This is a genomic window from Sphingomonas sp. C3-2, assembly GCF_033025475.1.
Classification (GTDB): Bacteria; Pseudomonadota; Alphaproteobacteria; order Sphingomonadales; family Sphingomonadaceae; genus Sphingobium_A.
This window is the reverse complement of record NZ_CP130322.1, coordinates 3,267,061-3,282,714: the sequence shown is the minus strand read 5'-3', so window position 1 is coordinate 3,282,714 and position 15,654 is coordinate 3,267,061. Positions and strand designations below refer to the sequence as shown.

At 63.5% G+C, this 15,654-nt stretch carries 13 protein-coding genes; 5 read left to right on the top strand and 8 right to left on the bottom strand.

All coding sequences use genetic code 11. The features are described 5' to 3' along the window. The first annotated feature begins 98 nt into the window (after positions 1 to 98). Positions 99 to 587 (top strand): hypothetical protein, encoded by a 489-nt coding sequence (locus QYC26_RS15760; RefSeq protein WP_317513170.1) that lies wholly within the window; start codon positions 99 to 101, stop codon positions 585 to 587. A 48-nt stretch (positions 588 to 635) separates the two neighbouring features. Here QYC26_RS15760 and uvrC read toward each other — a convergent pair whose 3' ends face one another. From uvrC to QYC26_RS15725, 7 genes are all read right to left on the bottom strand, one after another. Next, positions 636 to 2,555 (bottom strand): excinuclease ABC subunit UvrC, encoded by a 1,920-nt coding sequence (gene uvrC / locus QYC26_RS15755; protein WP_317513169.1) that lies wholly within the window; start codon positions 2,553 to 2,555, stop codon positions 636 to 638. 43 nt (positions 2,556 to 2,598) lie between these two features. Next, positions 2,599 to 3,906, bottom strand: a complete 1,308-nt coding sequence (locus QYC26_RS15750) for a TonB-dependent receptor domain-containing protein (protein WP_317513168.1) — start codon at positions 3,904 to 3,906, stop codon at positions 2,599 to 2,601. A gap of 108 nt (positions 3,907 to 4,014) precedes the next feature. Continuing rightward, complete coding sequence (locus QYC26_RS15745) at positions 4,015 to 5,187, bottom strand: glycosyltransferase (RefSeq protein WP_317513167.1); 1,173 nt, start codon at positions 5,185 to 5,187, stop codon at positions 4,015 to 4,017. Between the two features lie 84 nt (positions 5,188 to 5,271). Next, the gene (locus tag QYC26_RS15740) at positions 5,272 to 5,499 is read right to left on the bottom strand and encodes a hypothetical protein (RefSeq protein WP_317513166.1); all 228 of its coding nucleotides are present in this window, start codon (positions 5,497 to 5,499) and stop codon (positions 5,272 to 5,274) included. A gap of 33 nt (positions 5,500 to 5,532) precedes the next feature. Next, entirely contained in the window at positions 5,533 to 6,903 is a 1,371-nt protein-coding gene (locus tag QYC26_RS15735) for a hypothetical protein (RefSeq protein WP_317513165.1), read from the bottom strand. A gap of 27 nt (positions 6,904 to 6,930) precedes the next feature. Further along, positions 6,931 to 9,108 carry a GumC family protein gene (locus QYC26_RS15730; protein ID WP_317513164.1) on the bottom strand — a complete coding sequence of 726 codons (2,178 nt, stop codon included), beginning with the start codon at positions 9,106 to 9,108 and terminating at the stop codon, positions 6,931 to 6,933. Continuing rightward, positions 9,108 to 10,115: a glycosyltransferase family A protein gene (locus QYC26_RS15725; RefSeq protein ID WP_317513163.1), complete on the bottom strand. Its 1,008-nt coding sequence runs from the start codon at positions 10,113 to 10,115 to the stop codon at positions 9,108 to 9,110. The genes QYC26_RS15730 and QYC26_RS15725 overlap by 1 nt, the downstream gene beginning before the upstream one ends. Positions 10,116 to 10,348: 233 nt before the next feature. On the opposite strand from QYC26_RS15725, the gene QYC26_RS15720 reads away from it, so the two are divergent. From QYC26_RS15720 to QYC26_RS15710, 3 genes are read left to right on the top strand one after another with little or no spacing between them, the layout of a single operon-like run. Next, positions 10,349 to 11,071, top strand: coding sequence for a glycosyltransferase family 25 protein (locus QYC26_RS15720; protein ID WP_317513162.1), 723 nt, complete (start codon positions 10,349 to 10,351; stop codon positions 11,069 to 11,071). 50 nt (positions 11,072 to 11,121) lie between these two features. Next, positions 11,122 to 12,132 carry a polysaccharide pyruvyl transferase family protein gene (locus QYC26_RS15715; RefSeq protein ID WP_317513161.1) on the top strand — a complete coding sequence of 337 codons (1,011 nt, stop codon included), beginning with the start codon at positions 11,122 to 11,124 and terminating at the stop codon, positions 12,130 to 12,132. Continuing rightward, positions 12,129 to 13,220 carry a glycosyltransferase family 4 protein gene (locus tag QYC26_RS15710; protein ID WP_317513160.1) on the top strand — a complete coding sequence of 364 codons (1,092 nt, stop codon included), beginning with the start codon at positions 12,129 to 12,131 and terminating at the stop codon, positions 13,218 to 13,220. Before QYC26_RS15715 ends, QYC26_RS15710 begins: the two co-directional genes overlap by 4 nt. Positions 13,221 to 13,261: 41 nt before the next feature. On the opposite strand, the gene QYC26_RS15705 is transcribed toward QYC26_RS15710, so the two are convergent. After that, entirely contained in the window at positions 13,262 to 14,689 is a 1,428-nt protein-coding gene (locus QYC26_RS15705) for a sugar transferase (protein WP_317513159.1), read from the bottom strand. Positions 14,690 to 15,012: 323 nt separating this feature from the next. Between QYC26_RS15705 and QYC26_RS15700 the strand changes: the two genes are divergently transcribed. Continuing rightward, positions 15,013 to 15,654, top strand: coding sequence for a serine acetyltransferase (locus QYC26_RS15700; RefSeq protein ID WP_317513158.1), 642 nt, complete (start codon positions 15,013 to 15,015; stop codon positions 15,652 to 15,654).

The window sequence follows — 15,654 nt, the reverse complement described above, 5'->3', positions numbered from 1 at the left end:
CCCATGTGTCGCCCCGGCAAAGCCAGCGGGGCTTCGGTTGACAAAATTGCCGCGAACCGGGATGCCGCCTCTCTCAATTTCACAAAAACGGCAATAAAATGAAAAACTTCCTTATCTCCGGCATCGTTGCGGCGGGCCTTTTCCTTCCCCTCTCGGCGGCGCATGCGGCCGAATATCCGATCCGGGTGACGATCCAGTTCGACGGCGATGCAGCTGCGCAGCTGCGCGCTGTGGGCGAGAATGCGGAGGTCATCGCGCATTTTTATGGTGAGCCGGTGGATATCAACGATCCCGAGCTGACCGACGCGCATCATTTCCTGAGCCGGGAAGTAATTTCCGTCTATCCGCGCAACCAGACGATCATGGTCGGCGGCAGCCTTGTCGGCGCGCCGTTCGAGCGGACAGTGAACCAGTTCATCGGCATACGGGTCATGCGTTCGAGCTATTCGGGCGCCGAGGGCGTGCTCGACTGCGACTATGCCGAGATGCCGCTCACGGAAGCGGTCGAAAAATCGATCAGCATCGCGTGCCGCGTCGACGATCCGTTCCGCATGGTAGACGAACCCGAAAACGACGACGCCGAGTGATTTGCTGAGTGATTTTCCGGCGGTGGCGGCATCCATGCCGCCACCACCTCAATCGCTGTGGAAATAGTCGTAGATCGACTGCGCCATCGCGCGTGACACGCCCGGTACCTTGAGCAGATCGTCGAGCGCGGCGTTGCGGACCGCCTTGGCGGTACCGAAATGCATGAGCAGCGCCCGCTTGCGCGCAGGGCCGATGCCGGGGACCTCATCCAGCGAACTGCCCGTGAACGCCTTGGCCCGCTTCTGGCGATGCGCGCCGATGGCGAAGCGATGCGCCTCATCGCGCAGCCGCTGCAGATGGAACATCACGGGCGAATTGACCGGAAGAGTGAATTCGCGGCCATCGGGAAAGTGGAAGGTTTCGCGTCCGGCATTGCGATCGGGCCCCTTGGACACGCCAATAAAGGGCACATCCTCAATCCCCATTTCCTCGAGCATCGCGCGCACCGCGCTCACCTGCCCCTTGCCGCCGTCGATGAGCAGCAGATCGGGCCATTCGCCCCCGGTGCGATCGGGGTCCTCGCGCTGGGCGCGGCCGAAGCGGCGCTCCATCACCTCACGCATCATCGCGAAATCGTCCCCCGGGACGGTGTCGGCACGGCGGATATTGAACTTGCGGTAAGCGCCCTTGCGGAAGCCTTCGGGCCCGGCGACGACCATCGCGCCGATGGCGTTGGTGCCCTGGATATGGCTGTTGTCGTAGATCTCGATCCGATCGGGCGGGCCATCAAGCTCGAACAGTTGCGCCATTTCGCGGAAGATACGCGCCTGGGTCGTGCTTTCGGCCTGATGCCGCTCAAGCGCCTCGACGGCATTGCGGCTCGCCTGTTTCATCAGGCGGGCGCGATCGCCGCGCTGGGGCACCGAGATCGCCACCTTGGCGCCGGCCTTTTCGCCCAGCGCCTCGGCCAGCAGATCCGCCTCCGGCAAGGCGCGATCGATCAGGATGGTGCGGGGCGGCGGAACATCCTCGTAAAACTGCATGAGGAAGCTGGTCAGCACCTCGTCTTCGGGCACATCGGTGGTGTGCGCAGGGAAGAAGCTGCGATGCCCCCAATTATGCCCACCGCGAATGAAAAAAGCCTGGATACCGATCGTGCCACCCGCCGCGGCAAGCGCGAAGACATCGGCATCGCCCAGCCCCTCGGCGTTGATCGACTGGCTGCCCTGGATGAAGGTAAGCGCCTTCAACCGATCGCGCAGGATCGCCGCGAGTTCGAAATCGAGATTTTCGGCGGCCTGCTCCATCGCCTTGCCCAGCCGCGCCTGAACGCGCGTGGACTTTCCACCGAGAAAATCCTTCGCATCGGCAACAAGCTCGCCATAAGCTTCGGCATCGATCCGGCCGACACAGGGCGCCGAGCAGCGCTTGATCTGATAGAGCAGGCAGGGTCGCGATCTATTGTTGAAAAAGCTGTCAGTGCAGGATCTTAGCAGGAAAAGCTTTTGCAGCGCGTTAAGCGTGCGCCCCACCTCGCCCGCGCTGGCGAAGGGGCCGAAATAGCTGCCCTTGTGCTTGCGGGCGCCGCGATGCTTCTGGATGCGCGGATAATCATGATCGGCGCGCAGGAGAATGAAAGGGAAGCTCTTGTCGTCGCGCAGCAGCACGTTGAACGCGGGGCGATAGCGCTTGATGAGTTGCGCCTCGAGCAGCAGTGCCTCTGCCTCGCTGCCCGTGGTGAGGATCGTCATCGAACGCGTCTGCGCCACCATCCGCTGGATCCGGCGCGGCAGGCCGTTGATCTGCGTGTAGTTCGCCACCCGGTTCTTGAGCGCGCGCGCCTTGCCGACATAGAGCACATCGCCGCGTGCATCGTGCATCCGGTACACGCCCGGCCGCGCGGGCAGCGTGCGGAGCACGTTGCGGATCGCCGCCACCCCCGCCTCGAGATCGGGCTGGTCCGCGCCCTTCAGCGCATAAGTGGCTTTTTCCTCGTTGAAACGATCAGGCGCAGCGGGATTGGACATGCAGGCGATTTAGGATCGATGACGGCAAAGCGCCAGCGCCCGTTCACATGCCCTGCACCGTGATGCCCAGCATCAGGCGATGCCGCGCGAATTCGCGCCCCGGCACCGCGCCCGAGGTCGACTGATCACGATAGTCATATTGCGCACGCAGCGCGTAGCGCGGACTGAGTTTGTAGGTTGCCGAGGCCGACCCACCCCAGATGCCGTATTTGCGGTCGATATCCTCGAACTTGTCATGCTCGTAATTGATGCCCGCCGATACGATGAGATTGCGACGAAGCTCGTAGTCCGCACGAAGCCCGGCGGTGGTGGCGACATAGACGCCGGTGCCGAGCGTCGAAGATTCCTGCACGCTGCGCCCGGCGGTGAGCGTCCAGGTGACGAGCGGCGTCATGAGATATTCGAGCCGGGCATTGGCCGCGAGCCCCTTGGCGGCACGAAACTCGTTGCTTTTGAAATCCTGCTTGAAATAGCCGAGGCCGACTTCGCCGCGAATGAGTTTGGATAGTTCGAAGCTGGTCCCTGCAGTGATTTCAAACCCTTTGGAATCCCGTTCCTTTCCACCAATGACCGGCGCCGGAAAATCGCGTTTGTTGAGCGACAGGTTGATATAGGCCGATGTCTTGGGACTGATGCCATATTCGGCGGCGAGATCGGCGGTGTAGAGCGTTCGGTTGCGGAAATCCTGATCGATCACCGCGCCCAGCGCGTCACGCCCATCCTCATAATCGCGCTTTTCGGCGCCCAGCCGCCCGGCGATGCGCAGGCGGTTGAAGCTGTGCGACGCGCCAACATAGGCCGAGGCAAAATCGAACTGGATCGCCTGTTGCAGGTTGAAGGGGAAATCAGGATCGGCGCGGTCCTGCGTTTCGCGCCCGCTGCGCGTGCCGATATAGACCTGCGTGTCGCGGCCGGGTTCGTAGCGGGCGTTGAAGCCGAGTGTGAAATCGGTGCTGCTCTGATTGCCATTGTCGAGATATTCGCGGTGATCGAGCGCGGCCGCCCCCGACAGGGCGAAATCGCCGGCGACCGTGTTGGCGCTCAGCTGCGGCCGAACGCGGAAGATGAGATCGTCGGTCGCGTCGTCGATCGCGTAGATATTGCTGTTATAGGTGGCATCGGCACTGATCCGGGGCATCACCTCGACGCTGCCGATCCGGTAGGGCACGGGATCATAGAGCGGTTGCGGCCGATCGAGCACCGAAACCAGCCCATCGCGCTTGAAGCGGATATTCTGATCGCGAAAATCCTGAAGGACCGGCGTGTTCGACTGGGCGAGCAATTGGCCCGGGATCAGAAGTCCGAAGGCCAGCGCGCCATATCGCCAGCGATGCGCAGAAGCTTTCAACATGGGAGGCCCCCTCTGGCGTGCCCAGCCGCTTTCGACCAGAACCCCGCCCTCGTTACGGATTGGATATTATCAGAACGCCCTGTGCGGGCAATTTCTCCATTGGGAGGATCAGCGCGCCCGCACGGGCGCAAGCGCATGTTCGATAACGTCCCAATAACGCTGGGCTGCGCGCTCGGGCGTATATTCGAGCGCGCGGTGAAGCGCCCTGTCGGCAAGATCGTCGCAGAGCGCTGGATCGGCCAGCCGCTGCATCGCCTGCGCCAGTGCATCGGCATCGTTGCAGGGAACGAGCACGCCGTGCGGCGCGATGGTGAGGCCGTCAATGGCGGCGCGTGGCCGGTCGGCGAGGATTTCAGCCGGGCCGGAGGGGCAGTTGGTGGAAATCACCGCCTTGCCGATGGCCATCGCCTCGACAAGCCCGTTGGGAAACCCTTCCGCATTCGAGGGCAGCACGAAGAAGCGCGCGCCCGCAACCGCCGCGAACGGATTTTCGAGAAAGCCGGCCAGTTCGACACGGTCGCGCAGTCCCAGCGCGTCGATACGCCCTTGCAGTTGCGCGCGCAGCGGCCCTTCCCCGCCGATGATGAGCCGCCCGTCGAGCCCCGAACGGGCAAAGGCATCGATCAGCATCGCGAAATTCTTGTTTTCGACCAGCCGGCCCATCGCAAAGACATAGGGCGCACCGTCCGCAAAGCGATTGGGCTGGCCCGAAAGCGCGCGGATCGCCTCGGCATCGATCGGGTTGGCGATCGCCACGAGCCGATCGGCCGAGACGCCGAAATTCAGGCGGAGATCCTCGGACACCCCCTCCGACACCGCGATGATGGCATCGGCGCGCGGGTAACTAGCGCGCACCATGGCCCGGCCGAAGGACGCGCGCGGGCCGGTGCCGAGATGTGCGCTGGTGTTCACGCGCTCGCTGATCACCCAGGGGCGAGCACGCCCGGCCATGGCATATGCATTGGCGACGTTGGACCGGGTGAGAAAGCTGAGCGTAATGTCGGGCGATCGCGCGGCGACAAGCGTACGCAGACGGCGGGCGCTGCGGATCAGGCTGAAACCGCAATCCAGCCGGTGCACCCTGATCCATTCGGGGACGGCATAGGCATCCGCCTCATCGTCGAGCAACGCGAGTTCGATGTCGAAACGATCGCGCCAGGGTTCCGAATGGCGCAGCAGCGTGGCGAGGACGCGCTCTGCACCACCGCCCGTCAGCGAGTTGATGATGAACAGGATTTTCTGATGCAAACCGGGTTCGATCCATTGCCCTAGACTGGTCATGGTGATGACCGATGCAAGGCGGGATGCAAAGCCGGTCAGCGCCGCCGCGGCCGCGCGTTGCGGCCAGTTGGCAGCGGAAAAGGATCAGCCGAAAATGAGATAGGCCGGGATGGCAACCAGCGCCCATGCCACGACGCCGGCACCGACGATCAACCAGCTGCGGCCGGGAAGCGTCTTTGCCCGTTCCTGCGCGATCCGGCGATCCTGCTCAAGCCGCGACGCCCCGCCCGACCAGGGCCGTTCTGCCGACGCGCGCGTCTTCACGCGGTCCTGCGTCTGGGGGATATCAGCAATCGGGTTCGACGAAATCATGTCAGGGCTCCGTGGAGTACCATTTGGTGCTCTTTAACCGACGAAGCTTTCGTAACCCTTAATTATGTTATTGTCCATTGCAGGCGGCGCACGTCGCTCTGCCCGCCTGTTCACGGCGCCGAATAGCGAGAACCCACAGATAAGTGCATAGAATATAATGCCTTCCACCTGCCAAAGGGCCATGGTGGCGAGGTTCATCAGTATAAACGAAATATGTGCCAGGAGCAGGTTGATGCGCATCGCGCCACCGCTGCGCAGCGCCACGACGAACATCGTCCAGAACAGCCAGACAAGGGCTGCCAGCCCCGCAATTCCCATCTCAAAAAGGAAGGCGATCAATGTGTTGTGCGGATAGACCCGAAACCAGCCCTGCCAGCTTCCCGGACCGAAACCAAAAATGTGGCGCAGCCCGTTCGAATCGAGCCAGGTGTAGATATAGCTGGACCAGATATAGGCGCGGCCCGAGAGCAGCCGGCGTTCCTCGACGGTGAATTCGTTCACCGGCTTGATATATTGGCCTGGGTCCTGAACGAAATGCGCGAGATCGACGAAACGATCGGCCGCGCCAAGCATCAGAATGCCGACACCCAAAAACGCCAGCACCGAAACCGCGAGGACGACGATCCCCCGCTGATCGCGCCGGAAGGCCAGAGTTGTGCCCGCCACCGCTTGCCATGCAGCGAGCGGCAGGACCGCCAAAATGGTCGTGCGGTAATTGGCAGCGGCGATACCGAGCGCGAGGACGACCAGCAGCACGGCCTTGAGCACCCGCCCGAGCGAGGTGGCGAAGCAGACCATGACGAAGAAGGTAGCGAGCGCGACCGAAAAGGCAGCCTCGTGATTATAGCCGCCAATATAGCTTACGGATCCGTCGAGCTCGGATGCCTTGACCGTGCCCGTGGCGACCGAGAGAAGCTGGAAGACAAGCAGCGGGGCAAAGGCCCAGAGCAAGGGGGGCACCAGTCGTTCGGGCCCGTTCTGGCGAAGCGCCTCGTAACAGGCGACCGCGACGACGATGAAATAACCGAACTTCACCGCCATATCGACGCCCGACAGGACGCCCGCGTTCAGACCCGCACTGACAAGAGCGAGCAGGATGATCGCATAAGCGGGCATCAGCATCTTGAGCATCAGATGGCGGGGCTGGATCACGACAAGGCCGATCGCGGTGATCGCGACCGAGCCGAGCGCGTTGATGCTGAACCCGGCGACGACATCGCCAAAGGTATAGCGATGAAAGACGCTGAGGATGTAGCGACACCAGATCGCCGCGATCAGGAAGCGCGCGGCCCGCCCCTCCACCCGCCGGAGCGCCGCAACCATCGCGGTGCCCAGCAGCAGCGAAACGAGGACGAGCAACGGGATCGGGAAGGACGGCGCACCGCCAAGCGCGGCGCCGCCCATCAGCGCCCCCGCCCCGGCTGATCGCGATCAGGCATAATATTCCTTGTACCGGCCGAAATAGAGACCGGCATCGCCAAAGCCGCTGCGCGCCTGTTCGCGGACATCGACCCGGCTGAGCGCGACCCCGGCAACCTTGGCACCAACCCCCTGAAGCTCGTTCAGCGCCAGTTCGGCGGCCTTGGCGGGCGTTGCCCGCCACTGGACGAGCAGCAGGACCGCATCGGCCCGCGCCGAGAGGACGCGCGCTTCAGCGACCGGCAGCACCGGCGAGGTATCGAGCACGACGAAATCGAACTTGCTGCGCAGATCGTTCATGAGCGCGACCATCTGTTCGGAGCCGAGCAGTTCAAACGGAATTTCCGCGCCCTGTTTCTGCCCGAGTATCTGTGCGCCCGAGGCCTCGTCGAGAACGAGCGCCTGTTCGAGCGCGCACCGCTTTTCGAGCACATCACCAAGCCCAAAGGGCGCATTCTTGGAGAGGAGTGTGGACGATGCCCGGCGGCGCGTGTCGCAATCGACAAGCAGCGTGCGCGCGCCAGACAGGGCAGAGACCCGGGCGAGCGCAATCGCCGAGGTTGTCTTGCCCTCATCTGGCAGTGACGAGGTGACCGCGACGATACGCACAGGATCGGCACCGGGCGCGAAGGTGAGTGCGGTTTTCAGCACCCGGAAGGATTCCGCATAGGCCGATTTGGGATGCTCGACGAGATATTGCGGCGGCCAGGGCACATCCCCGCGCCCGCGCAATTCCGGCAGGCTGGACAGTTCGGGGATCGAACCGAGCGAGGCGACGCCCAGTTTTTTCTCGACCTGTTCCGAGGTCTTCAACCCCGCTTCGAGGAACTGCATCACGAGAACGACGGCGAGCGACATGGCGGCTGCGGCCACCAGTGCGATACCGAGGAACATCAGCGGGTTGGGCGATGTCGGGATGATTGGCATCTGCGCGCGCGCGATCGGGCGCGCCCCGCTGGGTTCGGTTCCCTGACGCGCCACGGCTTCCTTGTAGCGATCGAGGAACGCGCGGTAGAGGACGCGCGCGGATTCGGCGTTACGTTCAAGCTCGCTGAGCCGGACCGAGGCGGAATTGGCATCCGCAAGCCGCCCTTCGACCTGTCCGATCGAGGCCGCGATCGAGCCGCTGCGCTGCTGGGCAACGCGTGCCTCGGTGCCAAGACCCGCCATGATGCGGCCGACTTCGCCGCTGATCTGGCGATCGACATCGTTGAGCTGGCTTTCCGCCTTCACGCGTTCGGGATGGCGCGGGCCATAGCGGGTCGCGAGGTTTGCGACCTGCGCGCTCAGTTGCGCGCGCTGGGCGCGGAGCGCGCCGACGACCTGCGAATTGAGCGCTTCGCCCATGGTGTCGCCCGAGCGGCCGGCGGCCAGTTGCGCCCGCGCCGTGGCGAGACGCGCCGTGGCAGCGGCCTCGGCGGCCTTGGCCTCGGCAAGCTGGTTGTTCAGGACCGAGAGTTCCTGCTGGGTGACCGAACTGACATCGGAAATGGCGAAGAGCTGGTTCTGATCACGGTAGCGCGCGACCGCAGATTCAGCAGCAAGCACCTGCTGGCGCAGTTCGTCGAGCCGGGTGCGCAGCAGATCGGTGGCGCGCTTGGTGGAATCCGATTCCAGCGCGATGTTGGAGGCAAGATAGGCATCGATCACACCGTTCGCGACGCGCATCGCCATTTCAGGATCGGGCGACTGATAGCTGACCGCGATGGCGTAGGAGAGCCCCTCGCGCTTTACCACAAGCCCCCCGAGCAGGATGCGGATGGCACGATCGCGCAGCGCCGCCGGAGTGGCGTTCGATGCCTTGCCCTCTGCCAGATCGGGATTGAATTCGGGAAACTGGGTGAGCTTGAGCGCATCGACGACACGGCCGGCAATGGCCGAGGATTTGAGCACCTGAACCGTGGTGTCGACCGCGGGAGAGTCGGTGGCCAGCGCCGGGGTTTGCGGCTGGCTGGGGATCACCTCTTCCTGCTGACGCTCGACGAGGAGCGACGCAGTGGCCGTGTATTTCGGTTCCGACAGGAAATAGAGAATGCCCGTCAGGACGAAGGCGGCGAGCGTTGCCAGCGCGATCGGCACTGCACGGTGGCGGATCGTGCGCCCGATCGCGCGCAGATCGAGCAATTCGCCGCTATCGTCATTCGCGCGGACCGGGCGTGCATCATGCGTCAAGCCTGTTGCCCTGTTCATCACCTGTCCCCTTCGAGAGTGGCGCTTCGTTGCGCGGCGTCAACGACCGGTTCATGGCGGCCAGCCGCTTTGACGCTATGATAAAATGCGCGCCGCATCCGCATGGGCATCAGGCGTAGTCCTCCGATCAAAAGTCGCAGTCCAATGCCTTCAGGCAGATAAAGGTTCCGTGCGAAGCTGGCCGGGATATGATCGCCCTTGAAGGCAAAACGGGCGTACAAACCGATCTGCTGATTGACGAGACGGCGCAGCAACGCGCGCTCTTCAGCGGTGGCGTTTTCCATCAGATGCTGCGCCGTGGAGACGATGATCGGAAGCGTATCGGTTACCGTCTGCTTGCTGACCTTGTTGTCGGAATCCCGGCTGAATTCGGCGGAAATCCGCGACACATAGGTAAAGGGCGCGGCGGCAACCGCACGCAACCAAAGATCCTTGTCGCCGCCGCGCACAGCCTTTCCGGCGGGGAACAGTCCGGCATCGAGCAGCACATCCCGGCGGAAGGCCGAGCCCCCCGTCCAGATCGGACATTCGCGCGCGGCCAGCCAGATGCGGACGAATTCGGCAAGATCGACGGCACGCCCTTCCGCTGCGGCAAGCTGCGGCGGCATCGATGAGGGCACCTTCCGGTTTTCGTAGACATGCATGTAGCGCGTCGCGACGCAGCCGGCCTCTGGCACGCCCGAAATGGCAGCAGCGATGTCGGCGAGATGCCGCGGATGCCAGAGATCATCGGCATCGAGAAAGGCGATCCAGTCCCCCCGCGCTTCCGATATACCCAGATTGCGCGCGGCATAGCCGCCCGGCCCCGGCTGATCCCGGTGGAGCAGGCGCACCAGTGGACTGCCGACACCGGCGACGATATCGGCGCTGCCATCGGTGGAATTGTCGTCGATGACAATCACTTCCTCGGGCGCATGGAATTGGGACAAGGCGCTGGCCAGACTGGCGGCCACGTGACGGGCCTTGTTTCGCAGCGGAATGATTACAGAAAAGCGCGGCTCAGTCATTCTACCTCATTTTTTGCAGCGCCGAAGCCGACACGTTCAAATTGGGCGATGAACCGCAAATCACCCGGGAAATAACGGGCGATGGAGCAATTATACCCGCGCGGGGTTTATTTTGCATCGCAACATAAAACGGATCCATCGGCGTATTGAACGACCGGGCGCTTCATGCGTTCCCGCCGGTAGAAAGAGGTTGAGTGATGGTAGCTACGGCGTCAGTACGAACGAAGACTTTCGTGATCAGCATGGCGAACGCCGCCGTGCGGCGCGCCGATTTCGCAGCGTCCGCCGTGGACACGATATTGCCCTGGCAGTTTTTCGATGCGCGGACCGAGCTTGAACCGGGCCTGAGCTATGCCGAGGACGATGCCGTGATCGCCAAGGGGCGCCCTTTGCGCGCCGGCGAGCTGGGCTGCTATTCGAGCCATTATGCACTGTGGCGCCAGTTGCAGGCCGATGACGAGGCCGATCAGTACATCATCCTTGAAGACGATGTGATCGCCGACTGGTCGTTCCTCGAACCGATGGCCGCGACGAACCATGCGGCTGACGGTCATGACTATATCCGCCTGTATTACAAGAAGCCCGCCCCCAGCCGCATCCTGAAGCGCGACTTCGTGTGCCGGGCGAGCTGGCTTATCGAAGTGACGGGATATTGTTTCGGGACCCAAGGCTATCTGATCACCCGGCGCGGCGCGCAGCGCTTTGCCGACGCGCTGCAGCAGGTAAGGCGCCCGATCGACGACGCGATGGACCGATCGTGGATCCACGGTATCCCCAACCTCGCGGTATTCCCCTTTCCGTTGATGGAGCGCCGGATCGAAAGCGGGATCGGGCTCGACCGGTTCGACAGCTATGACATCCCCGCCCGCCTCAAACTGCGCCGCATGATGTGCCACGCGCGCGAGCGGGCCGGGTATCAACTGCTCGGCAAGAGCCGGCTGCTGTTCCAGCGGTGATCCAGATGACCGCCCCCACACATACTCCAGACCATTTCGAGGTTTCCCAGATGACGGCAACGCCCGCGCCTGCCCTTTCCAACACCGCACTGATCGATATGTTGAATGCCCGGCTTGAAACCGCGCTGGCACCCTATCTGAGCGATGCGCCCTTTGCGCTGGTCGACTTTCCCGACCATGCCAATGTCGGGGATTCCGCGATCTGGCTGGGGGAAACGACCTTTTTTGCCCGGCACGGCAAGCGGCCGCATTATTGCAGCAGCCTCAAGACGCACGATCACGACGCGATGCGCAAGGCGATCGGCACCGGCCCGATCTTCCTCCACGGCGGCGGCAATTTCGGCACCCTGTGGCAGGCGCACCAGGATTTCCGCATAGCGCTGATGGAGCGGTTTCCGGGCAACCCGATCATCCAATTGCCGCAATCGATCCATTTCGAGAGCGACGCCGCAGCCGACGCGACGGTGGCCGCCATTGCCCGCCATGGGGGCTTCACGCTGCTCGTGCGCGATACCCCGTCTCAGGCCTTTGCCGAACAGCGGCTTGGCTGCGAAACCATATTGGCGCCCGACATGGCGTTTTGCATGGGCGTGCAGCGGCGCGGTGCGCCGGCGCACGACATATTCTGCCTGATGCGCACCGATCATGAGAAATCGGTGACAGGGGCGCTGCCGGCATCGCCCCGCGCGGTGGCAGCGGGCGACTGGCTGACCGAAGACCGCGCCCGGATACGGCGCGCGCGTGTCGTTTCGCGCCTGTTGGGGCTGGCCGATGCCGATGGCGCCGCACTGCGGACGTTCGACCGGCTGGCGCAGATGCGCGTGCAGCGCGGGCTGGATCAGCTTTCGAGCGGGCGCGTGGTGATCACCGACCGGCTGCACGGGCATATCCTGTCGACGCTGGCCGGCATCCCGAACGTCACGCTCGACAACAGCTATCGCAAGCTCGGCAACTTCATCGACGCCTGGACGGCCCCCTCCCCGATCCACCGCCCCGCCACGACGCTGGACGGGGCGATGGCTGCAGCCGAGGCGCTGCTGACCGAGGAGATCGCGGCATGAAGATCGCGATCACCGGACTGCGTGGCATTCCCGATGTGATGGGCGGCGTGGAAACGCATTGCGAAGAAATGCTGCCGCGTGTGCGCAGCCATGCCCCCGATGCGGCGATCACCGTCTTTGCGCGCGCGCCTTATGTCGCCGAGGCCGATTACGGTTTTCGCGGGGTTCGCGTCGTCGCGCTCCCCTCCCCGCGCCGCGTGTCGCTGGAGGCGATCATCGCGACCTTCAACGCGGTGCTAGCGGCCCGGCGCACGGGCGCCGAGATCATCCATATCCATGCGATCGGCCCGTCGCTGCTCGTCCCGCTGGCGCGCGCGCTTGGGCTGAAGGTTGTCATGACGCACCACGGCGAGGATTATAATCGCGCCAAATGGGGGCGTTTCGCATCGGGCATGCTGAAGCTGGGCGAGCGGCTGGGCGTGCGGTACGCGCACCGCGTGATCGCGGTTTCGCCGTCGCTCACCACCCGGCTCAAGACGCGCTTTCCCGATCGGGCGGCGCGGATCGACTATATCCCGAACGGCGCCCCGCAATTGCCCGAACCGCGTCTCGCGGTGCTGGAGCAGTTCGACGTGACGCCGGGCTCGTACCTTCTTGCCGTCGGCCGACTGGTTCCCGAAAAGGGGCTGCACGACCTGATCGATGCGCATCTGGCGTCGGACGATCCGCGATCGCTGATCATTGCAGGCGGCGCCGATCATGAGAGCAATTATTCGCGCAGCCTGCTGGCGCGTGCCGATGAACGGATTGTCTTTGCCGGGCTGCAGGACCGCGCGGCGCTGCGCGCGCTGTACGAAAATGCCGCGCTGTTCGTGATGCCGTCCTATCACGAAGGCCTGCCGATCGCCGCGCTCGAGGCGGCATCGTGCGGAACGCCGATGCTGTTGAGCGACATCCAGCCCAATCGCGATCTGGGGCTGGCGCCTGCGCATTATTTCCCCGTCGGCAATGTCGACGCGCTGCGCGCGGCGCTGGCGTCGCCCGCCGCGCATTATGCCGTGGATGCCGGGCATTTCCGCACGGCGTTCGACTGGGACGTGATCGCCGCGCAAACGGCCGAAACCTACCGCGCGGTTTCAGAGGAATAGGATGAAAGAGGCCGGGCGGCGCACCATGCGCCGCCCGGTACTTAGAAGGCGTTGCGGTGAACGACGACGCCGAAGGTGCGGAAGATGATCCCGATATCAAGCCAGATCGACCAGTTCTGGACATATTCGAGATCGGCCGCGAGGCGGTTTTCCAGGTCTTCCTGCTCCAGCGTCGCGCCGCGGAAACCCCGGACCTGCGCGAGGCCCGTGAGCCCCGGCATCGAGGCGTGGCGAAGCCAGTAGTTCCGGTCAATCTCCCAGAACAGCTTGCTGTCCGCCGTCGAGCCGAGTGCATGGGGGCGCGGGCCGACAAGGCTCATCGTACCGTTCAGCACGTTGAAGAGCTGGGGCAATTCATCGATGCTGGTAGCGCGGATGATACGTCCGATCCGCGTGATGCGATCATCCTCGCGGCTGGCCGAGACGCGGCCGCTGGCATCCGAACGGTCGCTCCGCATGCTGCGGAACTTGTACATGCGGAAGAGCCGGTTGCCATAGCCGAGGCGCTGCTGGACGAAGAGGACGGGGCCGTCGCTTTCGAGCTTGATCGCGAGTGCGACCATGATCATCAGCGGCGCGAGGAAAATGATCGCGGGCAACACCAGCGCCACGTCGAGCGCGCGCTTGAGCATGTAATCCAGAACCGGAAGCGGCCTGATCGGCCCGGTATGGACCGGGTGCGGTGCGCGCCCGAGCGCCCGGTACAGCGAATCGCAGCGGATTTCCGCTTCGATCGCCGCGCCGCGCAGGACGAACGACCAGTCCGCCCGGCGATTGGGCGCGCAGGCGACGGTAACGCGGTCAAAACCGCGCACGACCTGGCCCAGCCTGTCGAGCATGAAGGGATCGGATAGGTCAGGGACGATGCCCGCCTCTTCGGCCTTCAAAACCGTGCAGCCCATAGGGGGGCGCTGGGTGGAGCCGTCGATGATGACGAGTTCGTGGAGCGGATTGTCGGCCAGCAAGCGGCTGGAGAGCATCGCCGGAACCGCACGCGCGATCGCCAGCAACGCAGCACCGATGACGCATGCACCACCAAGCAGCGCGGCAGCGCCGCCGCCCTCAAGCCCGAGCCCATAGAGCACGAACATGACCAGCGCAGCCGCCACCATCAGGCACAGCACTGCGCGGATCGTGCCCCGCGTAGGATCTTTCAAAACATCAAGCGCATAGGCCCGGTTCTTGATCGCGAAGAGGATGAAGATCGGCAAGGTGATACCGGCCATGCGCAGGCCGAAGCCGGCGAACAGCGCCCCGTGCGTCGCCATATTCGCCAGAAGAAATGCGAGCGCGACTGCGGCAAGGTCACACACCACCATCGCGGTATAGACCGCCACACGGTAGCTACGCTTCGAACGCCCGATTGCGCCCGCATCCGCAGGCCATGCAGGGGTGATGGGTTGCCCCTCGAAAGATCCGACCGAAATATTCATTGCGCCAACCTGCTCAATTCCATCAAGCTTGGTCACCGAGATTTCGTACTGCGATCGACCGATCGCAGCGTTTTATGCCGCATCGCAGCATAAACACGGATTCGAGAAAGGGAAGAGTGATGTTCATCGTTTTTCTTCGTCCCCTTTTACGAACCCGTTTTGCCTCTTGGGCTGATAACTCAGCCTCAAACAACCAAAACAAAGTGCGGTTCCACCCCAGGGAGGCAAGCGGTGCATGAGACGCGATTAGATACTCAGGCACCGCGATTTACACCGAGAAGCCAATATTCAAGGGAACGATCCGCCGCCGAAGGGCTTTTTCATCTCGCATCGCAACATGAATTCTCGCGGAGACACCCTTGACTGAACATGACGTGCCGCACCCGATGCGCATCCCTTTTCGGACGACCCGCGCGCTGATTGCTTCCGATCTGTATCGCTATGCCGGTAACGTGAGGCTGCCCGCGTTCTTGAAGCATTACCTGTTCACCCCCGGCTTCAAATATACCACCGTGATGCGGCTATGCGGTTATCTGAAGGGGCGTAGCTGGAGCAAATGGACGCTCTATCCGCCGCTGAAACTGCTGCTGCTCCATTATCGCTACAAATATGGCATCGCCATTCCCGAATATACGCGCGTCGGGCCGGGGCTGTTCATCAACCGCTTCGGCAACATCATGATCAATGGCGATGCCGTGATCGGCGCGAATTGCAACATCACCCATGGTTCGATGCTGGGCCAGTTGAACCGGGGCCCCCGCGCGGGCTGCCCGGTACTCGGCAACGAGGTGTTCCTCGCTGCCGGATGCAAGGTGATCGGCCATATCCGGCTGGGCAACCGCGCGGCGGTGGGCGCCAATGCGGTGGTGACCAAGGATGTGCCCGATGACGGCGTGGTCGGCGGCATTCCTGCCAAGCTGCTGTCATCGGGGGGATCGGAAGGCTATATCAACCGCCGCGTCGACCCCGATATTTCAAAGGGTTTCCGCCCGCTCGACTGA